16 protein-coding genes are annotated in these 19,617 nt (G+C 68.3%); 12 read left to right on the top strand and 4 right to left on the bottom strand.

The genetic code is table 11. The features are described 5' to 3' along the window. Positions 1 to 25 precede the first annotated feature (25 nt). From H9654_RS01390 to H9654_RS01375, 4 genes are all read right to left on the bottom strand, one after another. The gene (locus H9654_RS01390) at positions 26 to 310 is read right to left on the bottom strand and encodes a DUF6959 family protein (RefSeq protein ID WP_042613608.1); all 285 of its coding nucleotides are present in this window, start codon (positions 308 to 310) and stop codon (positions 26 to 28) included. A gap of 131 nt (positions 311 to 441) precedes the next feature. Beyond that, positions 442 to 1,290, bottom strand: a complete 849-nt coding sequence (locus tag H9654_RS01385; RefSeq protein WP_191768416.1) for an OmpA family protein — start codon at positions 1,288 to 1,290, stop codon at positions 442 to 444. A gap of 64 nt (positions 1,291 to 1,354) precedes the next feature. Continuing rightward, on the bottom strand, positions 1,355 to 5,983 hold the full coding sequence (locus H9654_RS01380) for a YadA-like family protein (protein ID WP_191768414.1): 4,629 nt from the start codon (positions 5,981 to 5,983) through the stop codon (positions 1,355 to 1,357). 199 nt (positions 5,984 to 6,182) lie between these two features. Next, entirely contained in the window at positions 6,183 to 7,172 is a 990-nt protein-coding gene (locus H9654_RS01375; protein ID WP_191768412.1) for a helix-turn-helix domain-containing protein, read from the bottom strand. Between the two features lie 585 nt (positions 7,173 to 7,757). On the opposite strand from H9654_RS01375, the gene H9654_RS01370 reads away from it, so the two are divergent. From H9654_RS01370 to H9654_RS01315, 12 genes are all read left to right on the top strand, one after another. Beyond that, complete coding sequence (locus tag H9654_RS01370) at positions 7,758 to 7,946, top strand: Flp family type IVb pilin (RefSeq protein ID WP_191768410.1); 189 nt, start codon at positions 7,758 to 7,760, stop codon at positions 7,944 to 7,946. 109 nt (positions 7,947 to 8,055) lie between these two features. Continuing rightward, a complete protein-coding gene (locus H9654_RS01365) occupies positions 8,056 to 8,601 on the top strand; it encodes an A24 family peptidase (RefSeq protein ID WP_191768409.1) in 546 nt (181 codons plus the stop codon). After that, positions 8,598 to 9,080 (top strand): TadE/TadG family type IV pilus assembly protein, encoded by a 483-nt coding sequence (locus H9654_RS01360; protein WP_191768407.1) that lies wholly within the window; start codon positions 8,598 to 8,600, stop codon positions 9,078 to 9,080. The genes H9654_RS01365 and H9654_RS01360 overlap by 4 nt, the downstream gene beginning before the upstream one ends. 20 nt (positions 9,081 to 9,100) lie before the next feature. Further along, on the top strand, positions 9,101 to 10,144 hold the full coding sequence (cpaB, locus tag H9654_RS01355; RefSeq protein ID WP_191768405.1) for a Flp pilus assembly protein CpaB: 1,044 nt from the start codon (positions 9,101 to 9,103) through the stop codon (positions 10,142 to 10,144). Between the two features lie 17 nt (positions 10,145 to 10,161). After that, entirely contained in the window at positions 10,162 to 11,487 is a 1,326-nt protein-coding gene (locus tag H9654_RS01350; RefSeq protein ID WP_191768403.1) for a type II and III secretion system protein family protein, read from the top strand. Positions 11,488 to 11,510: 23 nt separating this feature from the next. Further along, positions 11,511 to 12,755: a P-loop NTPase family protein gene (locus tag H9654_RS01345; protein WP_191768401.1), complete on the top strand. Its 1,245-nt coding sequence runs from the start codon at positions 11,511 to 11,513 to the stop codon at positions 12,753 to 12,755. After that, positions 12,740 to 14,086 carry a TadA family conjugal transfer-associated ATPase gene (locus tag H9654_RS01340; protein WP_191768399.1) on the top strand — a complete coding sequence of 449 codons (1,347 nt, stop codon included), beginning with the start codon at positions 12,740 to 12,742 and terminating at the stop codon, positions 14,084 to 14,086. Before H9654_RS01345 ends, H9654_RS01340 begins: the two co-directional genes overlap by 16 nt. 2 nt (positions 14,087 to 14,088) lie before the next feature. Continuing rightward, the gene (locus H9654_RS01335; protein WP_318241100.1) at positions 14,089 to 15,063 is read left to right on the top strand and encodes a type II secretion system F family protein; all 975 of its coding nucleotides are present in this window, start codon (positions 14,089 to 14,091) and stop codon (positions 15,061 to 15,063) included. A 31-nt stretch (positions 15,064 to 15,094) separates the two neighbouring features. Then, on the top strand, positions 15,095 to 16,024 hold the full coding sequence (locus H9654_RS01330) for a type II secretion system F family protein (RefSeq protein WP_191768395.1): 930 nt from the start codon (positions 15,095 to 15,097) through the stop codon (positions 16,022 to 16,024). A gap of 5 nt (positions 16,025 to 16,029) precedes the next feature. Beyond that, complete coding sequence (locus H9654_RS01325) at positions 16,030 to 16,917, top strand: tetratricopeptide repeat protein (RefSeq protein WP_191768393.1); 888 nt, start codon at positions 16,030 to 16,032, stop codon at positions 16,915 to 16,917. Beyond that, positions 16,914 to 17,366 carry a DUF3613 domain-containing protein gene (locus tag H9654_RS01320; RefSeq protein ID WP_191768391.1) on the top strand — a complete coding sequence of 151 codons (453 nt, stop codon included), beginning with the start codon at positions 16,914 to 16,916 and terminating at the stop codon, positions 17,364 to 17,366. The genes H9654_RS01325 and H9654_RS01320 overlap by 4 nt, the downstream gene beginning before the upstream one ends. 50 nt (positions 17,367 to 17,416) lie before the next feature. Beyond that, positions 17,417 to 19,543, top strand: coding sequence for a TadG family pilus assembly protein (locus H9654_RS01315; RefSeq protein WP_263614975.1), 2,127 nt, complete (start codon positions 17,417 to 17,419; stop codon positions 19,541 to 19,543). Positions 19,544 to 19,617: the final 74 nt, after the last annotated feature.

Here is a 19,617-nt window from a genome sequence, read left to right as displayed (position 1 = left end):
GCACCGCAGCCACGCACGGCTGGACTCAGCCCATCGCCTCGCCGGCATCGGCCAGGCGCTCTTCGATCTGCGCATACCAATCCTGCAGCACCTCGATCAACAGGTCCATTTCCGCATCGGCGCGTGGAAGGCGGCCAGCACGGAGTGACACCTGCGCTTCCTGCAGCTGCGCGATGAAGCCGGCCACGGTGTCGGACTGCACGATCAGGCCGGGATGGCGGCGCCCCGGCAGACGCACCACGGCATGGTTGCCGAGCTGTCCATACAGGCTGATCGTGGTGTAGGTCTTCATCGCCAGTTGGGCGTTCATGCAATGCTGCCTGGAGAGAACTGGTTCACCGGCACGCGCGGGCTGGACGGGGGAGACGCTGCCGCGCGTGCCGGGGAACCAGGGGGACACGGGAAATGGGCCGGCCCGCAGGCTGCCCACGAAAGAGAACGTCAGTCGATCCGGGCACGCCCGGATATCTGCACCCGGCGGTTCGGCGCAAGGCAGGCGATCAACGCCGGCTGGCTGCGCTGGTCGCACTGCACCAGCGGTTCGGCAGCGCCGCGGCCCTCGGCACGGATCGTCCCGCTGGCCACTCCGCCTTCCACCAGCGCACTGCGCACGGCCTCGGCACGACGCGTGGACAGCGTCTGGTTGTAGGACGGGCTACCGATGCGATCGGTATGACCGACCACCTCGATCCGCTGCACCTCGCTGGCCCGTTGCACCTGGCCAAGCACCCCGTCCACTGCACGGCGGCCGGCGGCACTCAGCTCGGCACTGTCGAAGGCGAACAGGGCATCAGCAGCCAGCCGCAGCGGCTCCTGCGGTAACGCTGCGGGCAAACCAGCAGTGGGCGGCGGCGGCGGTTCCACCAGCGCAGCGCACGACTGCGGCTTCCAGTACCCGCCCTGCGCGATGCCCTTGCCATCGAACCGCACCTGGAACTGGCAGGTGAAGTACTCACTGCGCTGCGGGGTGCGGAAGTTGAACAGGTAGTTCCACTCACGCACGCCCCACATGCCTTCGTTGAAGTGTGGCGTGCCCAGCAACGCGTAGAGCTGGCGCTTGCTCATGCCCGGTGCGAAGCGGCGCAGGTCGGCCGGGTCGGCGAACACGCCTTCCTTCAGCGCGGCCTTGCCGGGCTCCGGGAAGCTCACCGCTTCGCCGGCGGGGCTGCCGGCAACCGGTGCCTCGCCCGCCGCGCCATGGCTGCGGCAGCCGGCCAGCGTGATGCAGGCCAGCAGGGCGGGCAGCAGCACGCCGCGCAGCGCCCGGTAATGCGTATTCGTCGTGTCCATCAGGTTCCCCCTGTCATTGCTGGAGCCAGCACGGGCCGGCATCGCACCGGCCCCTCCGGCGTGCTTACCACTGGATGCCGGCACCTACGGCCACCCCGCCATCACCGCGGGTATTGGTCGAACCGCTGAACTTGTAGATCCAGCGCCCGCCATCGGAGACGCCGGAAAGACCGACCGCCATGCCCGATTCGCCGTTGAAACTGCCCGCCGCGAACGACGCCATGCTGCGGCCGGCTTCGCTGGGCTGTGGCAGGGAGGCCACTGCCATCGCCGAGGCGATACCGGCCGAAGCGCGGTCATCGGTCCGCTTCAGGTTGCGGTCGAAGCCGTCCATGCGCTCATCGGTGTAGGCCTTGGACCAGTCCAGGGTCTGCGCCATGCCGCTGCGCAGCTGGTCCACGTTGACCGCGTCGGTGCCGGCGGTACCGGCAGCGACATTGCGTACCTGGGTCGGCCCACTGCCCGCCTGCCCGAGGGTGACGCTGCTGAAGTTGGTGGTGCCGTTGGTGTTGTTGTCATAGCGCAGCGTTCCTTGCTGCGAGGCCTGCAGCTGGCGGACATTGACCGCGTCGGTGGCCTGGCTGCCATCGGCCACGTTGGCGATCTGCCGCTCCGCCCCTGCGCTGCCCACCGACACCGTGTTGTCACGGTCGGCGACCGAGCCGGCACCCAATGCCACCGTGTTGTCGGCCTGTGCCTGCGCGCCATTGCCCAGCGCGGTGGCATTGGCGCCCGCTGCACTGGAACCGGCACCACCGGCGGCCGCGTTGGCCCCGCTGGCCGACGGGTTGGCCAGCCCCTGCGAGTTGTTCACCTGGAACATGCCCGAAGTGCCGTTGTTGATGTTGTTGATCTGCTGGTCGGTGTAGCTCTTGGATTCGTCGATGGCGTAGTTCACCCCGTTCTGCAGCTGGCCGACATTGACCGCGTCGTAGCGCTCCGAACCGTCTGCCACGTGGGTGACCTTGCGCTCGCTGCCGCTGCTGCCCACCGACACTTCGCCTGCCGAACTGCTGGATCCGGCCAGCCCATAGGCGCCGGTGTAGCCGGATTGCGCCCCGGTATCGGCAACCGAGCCTGCGCCCAGCGCCACGCTGTTGTCGGCCGACGCATCGGCGCCATCGCCGATCGCCACGCTGGCCGCTCCGGCTGCGCTGGCTTCAGGCCCGACCGCCACCGCATCGACACCACTGGCGGTGGCGCCGGCCTTGGCCGAATTCACTGCCAGGAACGGGTTGCCACCGGCGATGTTGTCGATGCGCTGGTTGATGTTGAGCAGCGAGGAATCCACGGCCGAGAATGCGACCGTCACGTTGCCGTAGTCGTTGCCGGTCACGGTGCCATCGGTGGCGATGGAGGAGACCCGGAAGGTCGGCGCGGTCCAGGTGTTGCTTCCGCCGTCGTACATTGTGGTCCCTCCGAAGTAGCTCGCCACGGTCTGGTGGGTCGCCGACAGCTGGTTGCCGGTGACCGCTTGGCGGCTGCCGGCGGTCACGCTGCCGTCGGCCAGGTTGTCCAGCACCACCGCAGTGCCCGTGCCGTCACCGGCCAGGGTGATGCGGTTGCTCGCGTTGCCTGCCATGTCGGCGTCGTACTTCACTGCCAGGCGGTCGACCGTATCGGTCTTGTCGGCGACGTTGGCCAGCGAGGTGCTGACGGCATCGAAGGCGCTGCCCACGTCGTTGTAGTCGCCACTGCTGAGGCTGCCATCCACGGCGACGTTGTTGAGCGTGTAGGTCGGCGCAGTGATCGCGCCGCCGGCATCCACGCCGGCACCGCCCCCCAGATGGGTGGCCACGGACTGGCTGCTGCCGAACAGCTGCGCGCCGTTGATCGCCTCGCTGCTGGTGGCCGATACCTCGCCTGCCCCAAGGTTGCTCAGCGTGGTCGCGGTGGTGCCGCTGCCCAACGTGGCGCTGCTGTAATCCACGCTGCCATCGGCGGCGATGTCATAGCGCAGCGCGCCTTGTTCGGAAGCCTGCAGCTGGCCCAGGTTCACCGCATCGGTGGCCGCTGTCGCATCGGCGACGTTGGCCAGCTGGCGCTCGGCACCGGCGGCGCCGATGGACACCGTGCCATCGCGGTCGGCGATGCTGCCCGAGCCGATCGCCACCGCGTCGGCCGCCGTAGCGCTGGCGCCACCGCCGATGGCGATCGATTCCAGGCCGCCGGCAGCAGCATCCACGCCGGCCGAGTTGACCTTGAAGAAGCGCGATGCTTCGCCGTTGCGGATGTCGTTGATCTGGGTGTTGAGGTTGACCAGAGAGCCATCCACCGCTGCGAAGGCATCGCTGGCGTTGTCATAGACACCCGGGGCCAGCACGCCGTCGGCCGCGACCGAGGTGATCGCAAAGGCCGGCGCGGTGAACAGCGCGGTGGCCGGATCGAACGCGGTGGTGCCACCGAAATAGGCCACCAGCGCTTCATTGGTGGACGACAACTGGGCGCCGGTGATGGCCTCGGTGCTGCCTGCCGCGACCAGCCCATTGCTGAGGTTGCCCAGCCGGGTGGTGCCACTGCCATTGCCGAGCGTCGCGTTGCGGTAATCGATGCTGTTGTCGGCGGCCACGTCGTAGCGCACGGCACCCTGCTCCACCGCCTGCAGTTGACCCACGTTGACCGCATCATTGGCATCCACGCCATCGGCCACATTGGCCAGCGTGGTGGTACCGGTGCCGCCGCCCAGGGTGGCACGACGATAGTCCGGCGCGCCGGTGCCATCGTCGTCGTAGGTGATCGCCATCACACCGACATCGTTGATCAGCTCGACCGCACCCTGCAGCTGCGCGACGTTGACCGCATCGGTGCCCAGGCTGCCGGCGGCCACGTTGCTGATCTGCCGCTCTCCGCCAGCAAAGCCCACCGACACTTCGCCGCTGGATACCTGCGCGGTGTCCAGGCCATACGCGTTGTAGCTGGCCTGTGCGCCACGCAGCGCGCTGGAACGGTAGCCCAGCGCCACGCTGTTGGCCTTGTCGGACGTGGCTTCGGCACCCAGCAGCACCTGGCCGTTGGCGGTGCCGCTGGCGCTGTCGCCGACGATCACCGAATGGCCCATGCGTGCGGCATAGTCGGCGGTCGGCACCCCGGTCGGATCGGTCGGATCGTTCTCGTCAATGCCCGGGAACGCGAGGTTGGCATCCTGCATCGGCAGCCGGTGGCTGGCGTTGGCGCCGATCACCACTTCACGCGAGCCATTGGCATACGCACCATCGCCCACCAGCACCTGGTAGTCCTGGGCCGGGTTGACCGCCCAGCAATCGATCGATACGGCGCCCAGCACATTCAGGCACGAGGCGGCCCAGTCCGGCGCCTGGCCCGGCAGCACCAGGCCGAGCAGGCCATTGGGGTCGCCGTTGTTGATGTTGTAGATGTAGCTGTCCGAGGTCACTCCGCCGATCAGGGTCAGGTGCGAACTGCCGCCGGTGGTGGCACCGCCCAATCCGTTGAGCAGGGTGCCGACCGGGGTCAGGTTGACCACCGGCAGGCCGAGCACGTTGGTGACCGAATAGGTCTGCTGCACGTTGGCACTGTTGACGGCCAGGTTGCCGTTGCGGACGTAGCCATCGCCGCCGAGCAGGCCCTGCGCGGTCGGGCCGACCAGCGTGGACAGGGTGCCGACCAGGCCACCGCTGCCGATGATCAGGCCGGAATTGGGATCGGCCGGGCGCGGCGCCTTCGGGCTGGTCGGGGGGATGGCCGAGGGCGATGACAGGCCGAGGCCATCGGTTACGCCACCGACCAGTCCGCCTACGCCCCCCACGACCCCGCCGACGACCCCGCCCAGGTCGCCCTGGACCAGGCCGCCGACCGCGTTGCCGACGCCATCCAGCAGCGATCCGACACCCCCGACCACGCTGCCCAGATTGAGCCCGCTGGCCTGCGCTGCGGCGGTCGCCTGGGTGGCCAGCTTCGGATTGCGGTCGGCCACCGCCAGCAGGTGGGCTTCACCCCCCACGCCCACGCCACCGGCCACGCCGGTATCCAGCGCGGCGCTGACCGCGGCATCGGTGGCGATCCGTTCTTCGTCCTTGGCAGCCAGGCGGACGGCTGCTTCGGCAGCAACCTTCGCATCCAGTGCGTGGCTGCCCGCGACCTCCGCGTCCACTGCGGTAGCCAGCTTTGCCTGCACCAGCGAGGCCGGGGTCGGTGCGACGGCGATGCCGGCATCGACCGAGGCGTTGATCGCAGCAAGCGTGCCCGAAGGCGCATCCGCTGCGCCCACTGCCGCATTGACGCCCAGCTGTGCGGCAACTGACGGTGCAGGCTTGGCGACGTTCGGCGTGCGCACAGCAGCTACGACGTCCACCTTCGCCGGCAGTACATGCCGAACCACCGGCAGGCGGCGGGCAACCCCCAACGAAACGCTGGCATCGACGTTGGCCAAGGCATTGCCCGCAGGCTGCCCGGCGATGGCGGCCAGCGCCACGTCCGCGTCCACCTTGACCGGGGCCTGCTGGGTGTACTTGGCCGCGAGTGCCTGCAGGTCGCGCAGGGTCTGGTTGTTCTCCGAAGCGGTTGCGGTACCGGCGCACAAGGCAAGTGCCAGGGCAACGGCCAGGAGCGCGGGGGCCGGCAGCGCGGCACGTTGATCGATGAGCGAGGAGGCGCCGTGGGCGCCGGTGGCCAGTTCAGAGGCCACGACCATGGCGCGCAGCTGCCTGCTCCACACCAAGCGGAAAATACGATTCATGAGTTCAGTCCCCCGTGGACGACGCTTCGTGAGTCAGAGATCTGCCTGCTGGCAGGTGACTCCTATTTCAGCGCGTGCAATGGTGGCGGGGCACTTCATTCCGGCAGGGCAAGCGCGCATTCCGGCAAGACCTCGACCAGATTCGGCAGCGCGATGCACCAATTCGGCAAGCGGGTCCTGCGCGCGTCGCGCACAGGTATCAGGCAGGTTGCCCGACGATCCCTGGCGCACCGGGTGCGCGCATCAGCGTGTCGCGTGGCAGTTCGCCGAACACCTTGCGATAGTTGTCGGCGAAACGCGAAAGATCCCACAGGCCGCAGCTGAGCGCGATCGACTTGACTGACCGCCGGCCACCGTCGGCCATCGACAATCCGCGGCACGCCGCGCACAACCGCAGCATCGACAGGTAGCGGTTGGGCGAGATCCCGAACAGATCCTCGAACGCATAGCGCAGGCCACGCTCACTGACCCCCGCCGCGTCACAGATCTCGTTCATGTAGATGTTGCGCCGCAGGTTGAGGCGCATGAAGTTCTCGGCCCGTTGCACGATCAGGTAATGGGTACGCCGCGCACGGGTGTTCATCGCCTGCTCGCCCGGTCCGGCCGCCAGCAGTGCCTGCACGTGCTCGTGCAGCAGTCGCTCGCTGCCCTCGGCCGCCATTGCCGCAGTGTCGCCTGCCGCCAGTGCATCCTGCAGCTGGCGATAGTGGCTGGCGAGCGGCGAATGTTCTGCCATCGAGAACAGATTCAGTGCCTGGCCGGACGGTGGCATGCTGCGCAGGCTGAGTTCGGCCAGCTTGCGTTGCAGCCGCGCCGCGGACACCATCACCAGGGTCAGGCGCGTGCCTGCGCCGAGCGCGAACTCGCTGATGCCATCCGGCAACACGGTCAACACCGTGCCTGCGGTCAGTGGCACACCGTGGCACCAGCTCAGGGCCGGGTCCGATGCATGCACGTAGCCCAGCAGGGCCCAGTCGGTAGGCAGCATGAACCGGCCACGTGCCTGGAAGCCGGTGACCGCGTGGCAGAACAACGCTTCATCCTGTACCCGCGCATCCACTGCAGCGCGCGGTCCGTTGCCATCCAGCAGCACCAGTTCCACCTCGCACACGCGCAGCACGTTGCCCAGCGTGGCCAGGTCCATCGGCCTCAACCCATCCGTGCTCTCGCTTCCCACACCATCTGCCATGACAGTGACGACCCCCCTTTTCCTGGTTCCGTACGGCGGCCTGCGAAAGCAACATTCCTGCGGTTGCTGCAGCCCTTTGCATTTCTTGCCGCCGAGTATGCCTGATTATCTCTGGCCGTAAACCTGCCTAAACTCCGTGGCGGTCGTCACATTAACGGTTAAGTGGCGGGCGTCAATTTTCCGTCGCCCATCGAATGCCCGGCTTGGTTTAATACGATCCAAACGGAAATGATCACGGTAACGGCCACCGCAGGCCGGCCGATTTCGAATTCGTGCCGAATTTGCGTATTGATTGATGTAGCCGCTGGGTGAAACTACGGCACAGTACGAACACGGTGGTTGGCCGGGGGACATCTGGCTACCCGGGGGAAACGTGGCGATGTGACGCACATCCCACTATCTATGGAAGCGACGGCGCCGGTGGCGGCGGCGCGGTGTTTGATCCTTGGAACCTGCCACCTGTATCCACGGCCGCATTAAGTCGGCCGCGCCCTCGCATGGCCTTTTGATTATCACCCCGGCCACGTCCGGTTAATCCAGAGGAACTGCCATGCAACCGTTGACAGGTATAAGGAGAAAACCGTCATGAATGCATCGATCCGCACGTTCCTGAAAGAAGAAGACGGCGTCACCGCGCTGGAATACGGCCTGCTGGCGGCGCTCGTCGCCGGCGCCCTGGTCGCCGTCGCCGGCCCGGCGATCCGGGACTTCTTCGAAACCCTTTTCGACGCCCTGACGGGCATGGTCACCACCGCGACCACCCCGCCCGCCTGACTCCCCGCCATTCGCGGGGTGGTGGAGCCCATCGCTGCACGCTCCGGCCTGCAGCGTGGGGCGGCGGCTAGCTGCAAGCCCGCATCGTTTCCAGGGAAAGGGAGGCCACATGTTGCTGTTCGCTATGCTGGCAACCACGTTGAGCATGCGGGTCATCGCCAGCGATCTGTACGCACGACGCGTACCCAACCGCTGGCTGCTGGGCGCACTGCTGCTGGGCACGCTGCTGCTGGCCTGGCAGGCCATGCACCACGGCATCGCCCATGCCGCGCCGCATGCCGCCGGACTGCTGCTGGGCCTGTGCAGCCTGCTTCCCTTCTACGTCATCCGCTGGATGGGCGCCGGTGACGTCAAGTTCTTCGCCGTGCTCGGTTTCCTGCTCGGGTGGCAGGCGCTGCTGCCGGTCTGGATCGGCGCCAGCCTGCTGGCCGGCGTGCACGCGGTGGCGGTATACGGCTGGCGCAGCCTGCGCCTGCATCTTCCGCTGCCGCTGACGCTGCTGCAGCACAACCTCACCCAGCACCGCGTGCTGGCCCCTGCCCTGCATCAGGTGCAACAGGCGCGCGGCGGCCGGCAAGGCATTCCGTATGCCGCGTATCTTGGCCTGACCAGCATCGGCTGGACCGGTTGGACCCTGTGGGGGACCGCGCCATGAAACGCATCGGACGCGCAACGCGCAACACGCAACGCGGCGTGGTCACCATCGAATATGCCTTCATGCTGATGTTCGGCCTGATCCCACTGCTGCTGCTCACCTACACCGGGGTGATGCTGATGGCGGTGCAGCAGACCCTGGCCACCGCCTCTTCGGAAGGCGCGCGTGCCTCACTGCGCTTCGCCCCGCTGGAGCAGCGCCGGGTGGCGGCCTGTGAAGCCGCGCGGCGCTCCATGCAATGGCTGCTGACCTATGCCGCGCAGACACCGGACTGCAGCAGCGCCAGCAGCGCACCGATCGTGGTCTCCCCGGCGGCGCCGTGTTCCGGGCTGGCAGATGCGCAGTGCATGCAGGTGTCTGTGAGCTTCGATTACCGCGCCACCCCGTTCCTTCCAGGCACCGGCCAATTGTACGGCTGGGTGCTGGATCGACCCATCAGCAGCACCGCCGTCGCCCAGCTCGACCTGGGCAGCAACTGAAAGGCGCAAGGAGACGTTCAATGCTCAAGTTCACCCGCATCGCCGCCATCGCCTTGATCGCCCTCGCCGTGCTGCTGGCCGTGGTTGCCTTCGTGATCGGCCGTCGTGCCGCGACAACGCAGGCACCCAATGCCGCGCCTGCCCTGACTGCCAGCGAAACACCGCAGGGCGTCATGGTGGTGAAGGCCGGCGGCCGCTTGGCCGCAGGCGTTCCGATCGAGCCAGGCCAGGTGCGCATGGCCCGCCGCGCGCAGCCACCGGCAGGTGCCTACCTGGACGTGGTCAGCGTAGTCGGGCTTGTACCGACCCAGGACGTACCTGAAGGCACGGTGCTGCAGCAGGGCCTGTTGGCGCAGGGCTTCTCGCTGCAGCTGCGTCCGGGCGAGCGCGCGCTGGCGGTGCCGGTGGATGAACTGGCGGCCGCCGGCAACCGGATCCTGCCCGGCGATTTCGTCGATGTGTTCCTCAACCTGAAGGGCAGCCAGGGCTACGGCGAGCAGGAGGCCGCGCAGGCACGCCTGCTGTTGTCGCGGCTGCGGGTGCTGAGCTACGGCGCACACGATCTGCGCCCGCCGCCGCCATCGCCACAGGGCGAAGGCGGGGCCACTGCCAGCACCGAAGGCGATCCGCGTGCAGCCGACATCCGCGGCTCCAGCGCGGCCGGCAGCGCGTCGTCGTCAGGCACGCCGGAGGCGCCTGCGCGCAGTGCGGTGCTGGCCGTGCCGGTTGCCGATGCCAACCGCCTGCTGCTCGGCGCGCAGCAGGGCAAGTTGTTCCTTGCCCTGCGCAATCCTGCCGATACCGGCATCGCGGACCCCTCGCTGTTCCCCCTGCCCCGGCCGGTACTGGCCGCGGCACGTGGCCTGGAAGGCGAACGCGCCGCCGCGCTGGCGCAACCGGAAAACGATGCCTACGCCGGGCTGGACGGCGATGCGCTGGCAGGCCGCAACAGCGTGCGTGCCGGTGCAGCGCCGGTCGCAGCTACCGCCGCACCGTCACGCCGCAGCAGCGTCCCGCGCGCGCCGGCCGGCATTGAAATCATCCGTGGTAGCGGCACCCCCTGAACGAGACGAGACCGACCATGACGTATCGCTGCACCCCTCGCCTGTTCCGCCGCCCGCTGCTGCTGGCCCTGCTGGCCGTCGCACTGGCCTGCCCTCCCGGCCTGGAGGCCCAGCCCCAGCCGGATTTCGTCCTGCAGACCCGAGAACAACGGCCGTGGACGCTGCCGGCCAACCTGGAACGGGTGGCCATCGCCGACCCCGGCGTGGCCGACGTGGTGATGCTGCGCGGCAACCGCCAGGCGCTGCTGGTCGGCAAGGCACCGGGCACCACCACCCTGCTGTTGTGGCAGCGCGGCCAGTCCGAACCGCAACGCTTGCAGGTGGACGTGCGCAGCGCGGTACAGGGCGGCTTGGCCATCGAGGGCGGGCCCGCGTTGACCGTGCAGGGCAACGACGCGCTGCTCAGCGGCAGCAGCCCGTCACTGCTGGATCATGCGCAGGCGCGCAAGGCCGCCGAGGCGGCGACCGGTGCCGACGGCCGGGTTGCCGATGTATCCACCGTGGGCATCGGCGGCGTGGTCCAGGTGGAAGTGAAAGTAGTCGAGTTCAACCGCAGCGTACTGCGCCGGATCGGGATCAACTTCCAGAACCAGAACGGCGCCTTCTCGTACGGCATCGCGCGCCCGGGTGGCGTGGCCAGCGGCGATGGGGACAGCGGCAGCACCCCGCTGCAGTCGGCGTTCAAGCTGGTATTCGGTTCCAGCAAGGACCTGTGGAGCGCCGACATCGACCTGCTGCAGAGCAATGGCATGGCGCGCGTGCTGGCCGAACCGACGCTGGTCGCGCTGTCCGGCCAGAGCGCCAGCTTCCTGGCCGGCGGTGAACTGCCGCTGCTGGAGCCACAGGGACTGGGCACCACCACCATCACCTACAAGCCGTTCGGCATCGGCTTGACGGTATCGCCGACGGTGCTGTCGGCCGACCGCATCGCCTTGAAGGTGGCGCCCGAAGCGAGCGACCTGGACTACAGCAACGCGCTGACCCTCAACGGCGTCCAGGTGCCTTCGATCAGTACCCGACGTGCCGATACCACGGTGGAGCTCGGCGATGGCGAAAGTTTCGTCATCGGCGGGCTGGTCAGCAGCACCGTGGCCTCCACCGTCAACAAGCTGCCGCTGCTGGGCGACCTTCCCATCATCGGTTCGTTCTTCCGCAACCTGGACTACAAGCGCCAGGACAAGGAACTGGTGATCATCGTGACGCCGCGGCTGGTCAAGCCACTGGCCCGCAATACCGAACTGCCGCTGCCAGGTGACCGCGAAGCGCGCGCCAACCTGCCGGTATGGGGATCCTGGCTGATCGGGCCGGCCGGGCCTGACGCCGTCCCCGGCTTCTCGCGCTGATCCATGACCGGAGCACCCAGCACATGCCCTTCGCCACTGCACGCCAGCTGCCTTCGTCGGGATTGCCGATGAACCTGGTCGTGTTCGCCAGTGATCGGGAGCTGCTGTCACGGCTGGCGGCGAAGTTGCCGCCGCATTGGCCGTTGACCTACCACGACGCCGGTTTCCCCGGCGCGGTGCAGCAGTTGCGGGTCGGCCCCCAGACGCTGGTGCTGCTGGATTTCCATGCCGCGCGCGCGGCGGCGTCGGCCGAACTGGTACGGCAGATACGCCAGTTGCGCCCGGAACTGGCGATGGTCGCGGTGGGTGCCACCAGCGTCAACCAGGTCGAGGGCGTGGTCACCGCCCTGCGCGTCGGGCTGCGCGACTTCGTCGACCTGGATGCCGATACCGAAGAGGTGCAGGCCGTGCTCAGGCGCGCCACCGCGCCTGCCGCAGCCCCGATCCCGGTAGCGGCTCGCAAGGCTCCGCTGACGCTGATGCTGGGCGTGCGCCCCGGCATGGGAACCAGCACGCTGGCTGCGCACCTGTGCGTGCTGGCGCAGCAGATGCGCGCGGCCGGCAACAGCCAGGACGTGCTGCTGCTGGACATGGGCCAACCGGCGGGCGATGTGGCCTTGTACCTCAACATCGAAAGCCGCTTCCACTACGACGAAGCCCTGCGCAGCGCCAGCCGGCTCGATGCCACCCTGGTGCGCACCGCGATGGCCCGCCATCCAGGTGGGCTGGTACTGCTGGATCGCGCCGTGGGCAGTGAATCGCTGCCGCCCAGCGATCCGGGCCTGTTGCTCAAGCGGCTGTGCGGCCTGTTCTGCAGCGTCCTGTGCGAACTGGGCGGTACGCCGTTGCGGCAGATTCCCGGCGCACTGCTGGAACATGCAGATGAGATCTGGCTGGTCACCGATGGTGCCATCGCCAGCCTGGTATCGATGGACCAGGTGCTCAAGCAGTTGCCGCCAGGCGTGCGCGAAGGCGATCGGCTGAAGCTGATCGTCAACCGCAACGATGAAGAGGCCGGCATGGCGGCCGCCCAGATTGCCGGACGCTTCGGGCTGCCGTTGCTGGCCACCCTGCCCGAGCGCCCGCGTCTGCGCGCCAGTGCCAGCCAGGGCCGCCTGCTGCTCGATGACGCACCGCGCGATCCGTACCTGCGGGCGCTTGCGCCGCTGCTTGCCCGTTTTGACCCGACCACCAGCCCACCGGAGGCGCAGGGACTGCGCGACCGGTTCGCCTCCGCCCTGAGTAGCCTGCAATGGAAGACAAAGTGATGCCCTTCCCGAATGCACCGTTCCGCGAGGTGCCGGCCGAACCTGCCGCGACGCCGTTCGCGCAGACCGACCAGTACCAGAAGGTGCTGTCGGCCGCGCACGAGCACCTGCTGAACCGGATCGAGGATGAGCGGATCGACATCGACGCGTGGGCGCCGGACACGGTCAGCCGCTGGGCCCAGGGCGAAACGGCAGCGTTCGTGCAGGAGTGGCGCATCCCCATCAACGAGCAGGAAATGCAGGACGTCGCTGCCGGACTGGTCAAGGAATTGACCGGCTTCGGGCCGCTGGACGACCTGCTGCGCGACCCGGCCATCGAAGACATCCTGATCAACGGCTACAAGGACGTGCACGTCTCGCAGGGCGGCCGGCTGCAACGCGCCACCCAGCGCTTCACCGATGACACCCACCTGCTGCGCATCCTGCGCCGGATCATCGCCCCGCTCGGCCGCCGCCTGGATGACTCCAATCCGATGGTGGATGCGCGCCTGCCCAATGGCGGCCGCCTCAACGCAATCATCGCGCCACTGGCCGTGGACGGTCCGATGGTGTCGATCCGCAAGTTCCGCAAGGATCCCTACACGCCGGAGGAGCTGCTGCAGATGGGCACCTTCGACAAGCCGATGCAGGCGCTGCTGCAGGCCATGGTGCTGGGTCGCTGCAACATACTGGTGTCCGGCGGCACCAGCTCGGGCAAGACCTCGCTGCTCAACGCACTGGCGCATTACATCCCCGAAAACGAGCGCGTGCTGACGGTGGAGGATACCGCCGAACTCTCGCTCAACCATCCGCACGTGGTGCGTCTGGAAAGCCGGCTTGGCGGTGCCGATGGACAAGGCGCGGTCAGCATCCGCGACCTGGTCCGCAACAGTCTGCGCATGCGTCCGGACCGCATCGTGGTCGGCGAGGTGCGTGGCGCCGAAGTGCTGGAGATGCTGCAGGCGATGAACACCGGGCATGACGGCTCCATGGCGACCATCCACGCCAATTCACCGCGCGACTGCCTGTACCGGATCGAGATGCTGGCCGGCTTTGCAGGGTTCCAGGGCAGCGAGGACAGCCTGCGCCGGCAGATCGCCAGTGCGATCGATTTCATCGTGCAGATCTCGCGCCTCGGCAGCGGACGCCGCGTGCTCGTCTCCATCACGGAAATCACCGGCGTCAGCGACAACATGATCTCCACCCAGGAGATGTTCCGCCACGAGGTGCAGATCGACGAAGCAGGCCGTGAAACCGATCGCTGGATTGGTCTCGGCTTCCATCCACATTCGCACAAGCTCGAGCCGTTCCGGCAGGCGCTGCGCGACTCCTTCAGCCCCGGGGCGTGGTGACGGTGGGTAGCGTCCTGCTGCTGCTGAGCCTTGCCGCGCTGCTCGGTGCCGGCGCAATGCTGCTGCTGGGCAGCGCGCAGCGGCGCGCACGTGCGCAGGCCACGCTCGGCCATGCGGAACAGCGCCTGCAGCGCAGCGCCGTGTCGATGGCAGCTACGACCGCGGCGGCGCCCTCAGCGGCGCCGGCCGCGCTCGCCGGTCCTGCCGCCGTCGATGGCAAGGCAACGGCGGCCGGCCGCCCCTCCCTGCCGTGGGATGCCGCCCTGCTGCGCGCCGGGATGAAACCCGGCTGGCGTGCGCCGGTGCTGGCGCTGGTGCCGGGACTGGCCTTGGCCGGCTTTGCGGCGATGCGGCTGGGCACCGGCTGGGCCTTCCCGCTGACCCTGCTGCTGTACATGCTGGTCGCATGGCTGCTGTTGCAGCGGCGCATCGGCAAGCTGCAGCAGAAGCTGATCCGCCAGCTGCCGGATTTCCTCGACAACCTGGTGCGTCTCACCGCACTGGGCAACAGCCTGCAGATGTCCTTCCAGACCGCCTCGGTGCAGACCGTGGCACCGCTGCGCGAGCTGCTCGACACCACCCTGCGCAACGCGCGCGGGGGCATGGATCTGGACCGTGCACTGGCCCAGGCGGCCGCGCCATGGCGGGTGGAAGCGCTGGAGGTGCTGTCGGTGGTGTTGGGCGTGTGCGTGCGCATCGGCGGCCGCTCCGACCAGGTCCTGCAGCGGCTCAGCGATTTCATGCGAGACCTGGACCAGGCCCAGCAGGAGCTCAAGGCGACCACGTCTGAAACCCGGATGTCCGCCTGGGTGCTGGCCCTGCTGCCGCCGATCAGCGCACTGATGATGGCGCTGGTCAGCCCGGGCTTCTTCGAACCGATGCTGCGCGAGCCGCAGGGCCACAAGATCCTGCTGGCGGCGCTGGGACTGGAGCTGGTCGGCGGCTTCCTGCTGTATCGGCTGGCCAAATCCATATGAACCGCACCCCGGACGCCGCAGGACCAGACCGATGAGCCCGGCCATGCTGTGGATCCTGGCGCTTGTGCTGCTTGCTGCCGGTATCGCGCTGTTCGGCGTGGCGTACTGGGTGCAGGGCGCGCGCCTGCAGCGTAGCGAAGCCACCCTGGAAACGGCTCTGCAACCGCGCGGTGCGGCCACGCCAGCCGCGCCGCCCGCCGCACGCAGCCGATGGGCATGGCTGGAAGCATTCGGTGCGCAGTTCAGCGGCAGCCGCATCGAAGGCGCACTGCTGGCCAGCGAGGACCGCATGCTGCTTGACCTGGGCGGCTGGAACACCCGCAGCGGCACCGCCATGTACCTGGCACTGCGGCTGCTGCTGGCGCTGTCGGTACTGCTGCTGGTCCTGGCGCTTGCCCCTGTCGAGGGCATGGCCGGCCTGCTGACCTGCTTCGGCGCACTGGCTGCCGGGCTGCTGCTGCCGAAGGTCGTGCTGGGCGTCTGGGCCGGACGACGGCGCAGGCGCGTCGGCAACGAACTGCCGATGCTGATCGACCTGCTGCGCCTGCTGCAGGGCGTGGGCTTCAGCATGGACCAGAGCCTGCAGACGCTGGGCGACAAACTGCGTCCGGCGCTGCCGGTGCTCGGCCAGGAAATCCACGATGCCAATGTCAATTACAGCCTGGGCCGCAGCCGTCCGCAGTCGCTGCGGCGCCTGTCCGAAGCCTATGACGACGAAGACCTGCGCAGCCTGGTGCAGCTGATCGTGCAGGTCCATGCGCACGGCGGCGCGGTGCAGGAACCGTTGAAGCAGTTCAGCGTGCGGCTGCGCGAACAGCGTCGGCACGCGCTGAAGGAAAAGGTCGGCAAGCTCTCGGTGAAGATGACCGTGGTGATGATGGTGACCCTGCTGCCGGCATTGATGCTGGTGCTTTCCGGTCCGGCGCTGATGGCGCTGGCCTCAACCCTTACCCGGATGTAACGCCCATGTTGCGGCCTTTGATCCTTGTCTGCTGTTTCGCCCTCGCCGCCTGCTCGCAGACCGTGGGCGGCTATCGCCAGGCTGCACCCAGCCTCGCCGAACCCGGTGCCGACGCGGTGGATACCCGCGGCACCTACCTCGACCTGATCCGGCGCATGCAGAAACAGGGCGCGTACTACGCTTCTCTGGCGCACATCGAGGCATTCCGCCAGCGCCACGGCGATAGTGCCGCGCTGCGCCTGCTACAGGCCGATGCGCTGCGCCACACCGGCCAGCTGGATGCCGCCGGCACACTCTATGACGGACTGACCCGTGGCGAGCAGGCCGCAGCGGCGTGGCACGGCCTGGGCCTGATTGCCGCCCAGCGCGACGAGGATGCGGTGGCCGAAGCCGCACTGGCACGCGCCGCCCAGCTGACCCCACTGGACACCTCCGTGCTGGGCGACCTGGGCTATGCGCGGCTGCGTGCCGGCCAGCTGGAGCAGGCCCGCGCCCCGCTCGCACAGGCATTGGAGCTGGCCCCGGACGATGCCCGCGCGGTCGCCAACCTGGCGGTGTGGGCGCTGCTGCGCGGCGACACCGGCACCGCCGAACGCCTAATGCAGCAGGGCAAGGTCAGCGAGACCACCCGCACCGAAGTGCAACGGCAGGCCATTGCGTTGCGCCAGCGCAGACCGGTCGTCGCGACCGCAGCCGCAGCGCCCGCGCAGACCCCACCCGCCCCCGCAGCGGCTGCCGGGCGTGCCGACAGCGTGCCGCGCCGCGTACCTGTTGATCCCCGCGCGGTTTCGGCCGTTGTCCAAGGCAGTGCCGAGCGCGGCGATCCAACGCTGCCGGCCACCATGCTCGAACGCTTCGGCCATCCCACCCCAGCCACGGAGAGCACCCGATGACCTGTTCCCTGATCCTTGCACGCGGGCTGGCCATGTCGCTGCTGCTGGCCGCTGGCCTCGCCCACGCGCAGCAGGCGCCGGTCACCGGACGCATGCTCGGCGGCACCTCACCCGCGCCGGCGCCAGCCCGCCCTGCAGCGCTCGGCCCCGCCCCGACCCGCGCTGCGCCGCAACCCGGCCTGCAGCATGCCGCACCGCCACCGCCACCGCGCTACGTCGATGCCCCCGCCGCGCCCCTGGCGCAGCGCGCAGCGCGTCCCGAACCCGGCGATGCCACCCGCCACCTGCTGCGGTTGCAGGCATCGGGCGCACAGGGCGGACGCGGCCTGCCGGTGCTCGGTGACCAGGCCCACGCCAGCTATGCGCGCTACCTGAAAAGCTTCGAACATGACATCCCCGAGTTCTTCGAGAACACGGTCGGCCAGAGCACACCGGGCGGGAGCAACTGAGCATGCCGCGTCCGTGCACGCCCGGCTTCCCACACCGGCAGCGCGGCGCCATGTCGGTGACGATGCTGCTGGTGATGATCGGCCTGGTGGCGATGCTCGGCCTGGTGGAGATCGGCTACCTGTACTGGGCAAAGCGCGACGCGCAGAAGGTCGCCGACCTTTCGGCGATCGCCGGTGCGCAACGCCTGGACCTGTGCAACGCCAGCTACAGCGACAACAGCGCGGCACGCAACAACGCCGAACGACAGAACCGCTTTGCCGGCACCCTGGCCATCCAGTGTGGTAGTTGGAACACCAATCATCCTGCCCTCGATCATTTCGTGGCGGGCGTCTCGGCGAGCCATCCGCTCAACGCCGTCAAGGTGTCCGCCAGCCGCAGCGTGGTCCCGTTCTTCGGCCAGAACGCATCGCTGCCGCAGATCAGTGCACAGGCCGTGGCCAAGCGCAGCGCGCCCACGGCGGTGTTCAGCGTCGGCTCGCAACTGCTGCGGGTCGATGGCAACACCCCGCTGGGCAGCACGCTGAAACTGGTCGGCGTGGACCTGGACCAGACCACCCTGCTCGGCTATGACGGGCTGGCCCAGGCACGCGTTACCCCTGGCGGGCTGCTGCAGGCGCTGGGCATCCCGGTGGATGCCAACATCAGCATCGGCGATTTCAACGCGTTGCTGGCTGCGCACAAGGTCTCGCTCGGACGGCTGGTCGATGCCACCGCCAGCGTCCTCGCACGCAGTGGCGTGGCCGGCGCCGACCTCCGCCTGCTGCGAAACGCGCTCGCCACGAAACTTGATCTGGACGCACTGGCCGTGCAGCTGGGCAGTGACGCCAGCGGCAGCGGCCTGTTCGCCAAGGTCACTGCACCGGATGGGTCAGCCTCCAGTGCACTGCAGGCCGATGTCAGCGCATTGGACCTGCTGACCACCGGCATCACCATCGCCAGTGACGGCCGCGGCGTGTCGATCAACCAGTTGAACCTGCTCGGCGATGCGGTCAGCGTGCGAACCGGCGTGGTCGAACCGCCGTCGATCGGCATCGGCGGGGTGGGCGCGACGGCTTACAACGCGCAGGTGCGCGTGGTCGCCGACGTGGACACCAACGGCATCCGCATCCTGGGCCTGGGACTGGGCCAGCTGCTCGGCAACCTCGGCATCCGGGTCAAGCTGCCGGTGCACGCCGATGTGACCAACGCGATGGGCACGCTGGTGTCGCTCCAGTGCACCACCGAACGTCCTACCGCGACCATCCGGGTGGATTCCTCGGTACTGCGCAGCTGCGTGGGCAAGGTCGCCGAAGCGGAGCGCTTCTCCACCCGCAACGTGTGCGGCACCAGCTTGCAGAACGAGCAGATGATCACCCTGCTCGGCGCGTCACTGATCAATGACAAACTCAGCCTGGACGCGCTGCAGGACAGCCAACAGGTCACCCTCGCCGCGGGCGAGACCGCCTCCACCCGGATCAATCCGCTGCTGATCGGCGATGCCGTCAGCCGCATCGTCGAGGAGCTGCTGCGGGTGCTGTCCAACCTGCTCAGCCCGGCCAACAGCGGCATGAACACCAGCCAGGCCGCCGACAACCTGGCCGACCAGCTGCTGAAGGCAGCCAATCCAGGCGGCGGGCGCTACAACGTCAACGACACCGTGACCTTCCTGCGCCGCACCCAACCCCACAATGGCATCGAACCGTTCGCCGAGTGGCAGCTGGCCAACGGCGTCCCCTATGCATGCAACCTTCTCGGCCTCAACACCTGCTTCAGGACCGGCCCGGTCTGGGACGGCTTCAAGGCCACCGTCACCGGCGAGGGACTGGGCGTGCTCAACGGCCTGCTGGGATCGCTCACCGGCGGCCTGTTGATCAACCGCTGCGACAGCCTGATCAGCAACCTGGTCGGCTACAACAGCTGCGTGCAGAAGAACCTGGCCTCCTATCTGCAGACCGCACCGGAAGGCGTGCTCGATGCCTACCTCGGCAGCGGCGTCACCGCGCCGGGCAACCAGGTCAGCTGCAGGGGCCTTCTGTGCACGCTGCTCAAGCCGGTGCTGGACGTACTGAAGCCTGCCCTCAATGGCATCGGCACCTTGCTCACCACCACCCTGGCCACTGTGCTCGGGCTGGAACTGGGGCGCACCGATGTGCACGTGCAGTCTATCCAGTGCAACAGCGCGCAGCTGGTGTACTGAATGCGACACCGGTGGCATTGGCGACGGAATCGCGCATGCTAGACTGCGTTCGGGGAACTATCGACATCAACAAC

Origin of the sequence: Stenotrophomonas lacuserhaii, from assembly GCF_014836545.1 — a bacterium.
Lineage (GTDB): Bacteria > Pseudomonadota > Gammaproteobacteria > Xanthomonadales > Xanthomonadaceae > Stenotrophomonas > Stenotrophomonas lacuserhaii.
Note: the sequence above shows the minus strand (reverse complement) of the source record. Positions and strands in the feature narration are given on the sequence as shown.

Bases quoted from the DNA above. Each gene is read 5' to 3' on its own strand.
- H9654_RS01315 (WP_263614975.1), top strand. From the start codon at position 17,417: ATGTCGGTGACGATGCTGCTGGTGATGATCGGCCTGGTGGCGATGCTC.
- H9654_RS01390 (WP_042613608.1), bottom strand. From the start codon at position 310: ATGAACGCCCAACTGGCGATGAAGACCTACACCACGATCAGCCTGTAT.
- cpaB (WP_191768405.1), top strand. From the start codon at position 9,101: ATGCTCAAGTTCACCCGCATCGCCGCCATCGCCTTGATCGCCCTCGCC.
- H9654_RS01350 (WP_191768403.1), top strand. From the start codon at position 10,162: ATGACGTATCGCTGCACCCCTCGCCTGTTCCGCCGCCCGCTGCTGCTG.
- H9654_RS01365 (WP_191768409.1), top strand. From the start codon at position 8,056: ATGTTGCTGTTCGCTATGCTGGCAACCACGTTGAGCATGCGGGTCATC.
- H9654_RS01340 (WP_191768399.1), top strand. From the start codon at position 12,740: ATGGAAGACAAAGTGATGCCCTTCCCGAATGCACCGTTCCGCGAGGTG.
- H9654_RS01360 (WP_191768407.1), top strand. From the start codon at position 8,598: ATGAAACGCATCGGACGCGCAACGCGCAACACGCAACGCGGCGTGGTC.
- H9654_RS01345 (WP_191768401.1), top strand. From the start codon at position 11,511: ATGCCCTTCGCCACTGCACGCCAGCTGCCTTCGTCGGGATTGCCGATG.
- H9654_RS01375 (WP_191768412.1), bottom strand. From the start codon at position 7,172: ATGGCAGATGGTGTGGGAAGCGAGAGCACGGATGGGTTGAGGCCGATG.
- H9654_RS01380 (WP_191768414.1), bottom strand. From the start codon at position 5,983: ATGAATCGTATTTTCCGCTTGGTGTGGAGCAGGCAGCTGCGCGCCATG.
- H9654_RS01330 (WP_191768395.1), top strand. From the start codon at position 15,095: ATGAGCCCGGCCATGCTGTGGATCCTGGCGCTTGTGCTGCTTGCTGCC.
- H9654_RS01320 (WP_191768391.1), top strand. From the start codon at position 16,914: ATGACCTGTTCCCTGATCCTTGCACGCGGGCTGGCCATGTCGCTGCTG.
- H9654_RS01370 (WP_191768410.1), top strand. From the start codon at position 7,758: ATGAATGCATCGATCCGCACGTTCCTGAAAGAAGAAGACGGCGTCACC.
- H9654_RS01385 (WP_191768416.1), bottom strand. From the start codon at position 1,290: ATGGACACGACGAATACGCATTACCGGGCGCTGCGCGGCGTGCTGCTG.
- H9654_RS01325 (WP_191768393.1), top strand. From the start codon at position 16,030: ATGTTGCGGCCTTTGATCCTTGTCTGCTGTTTCGCCCTCGCCGCCTGC.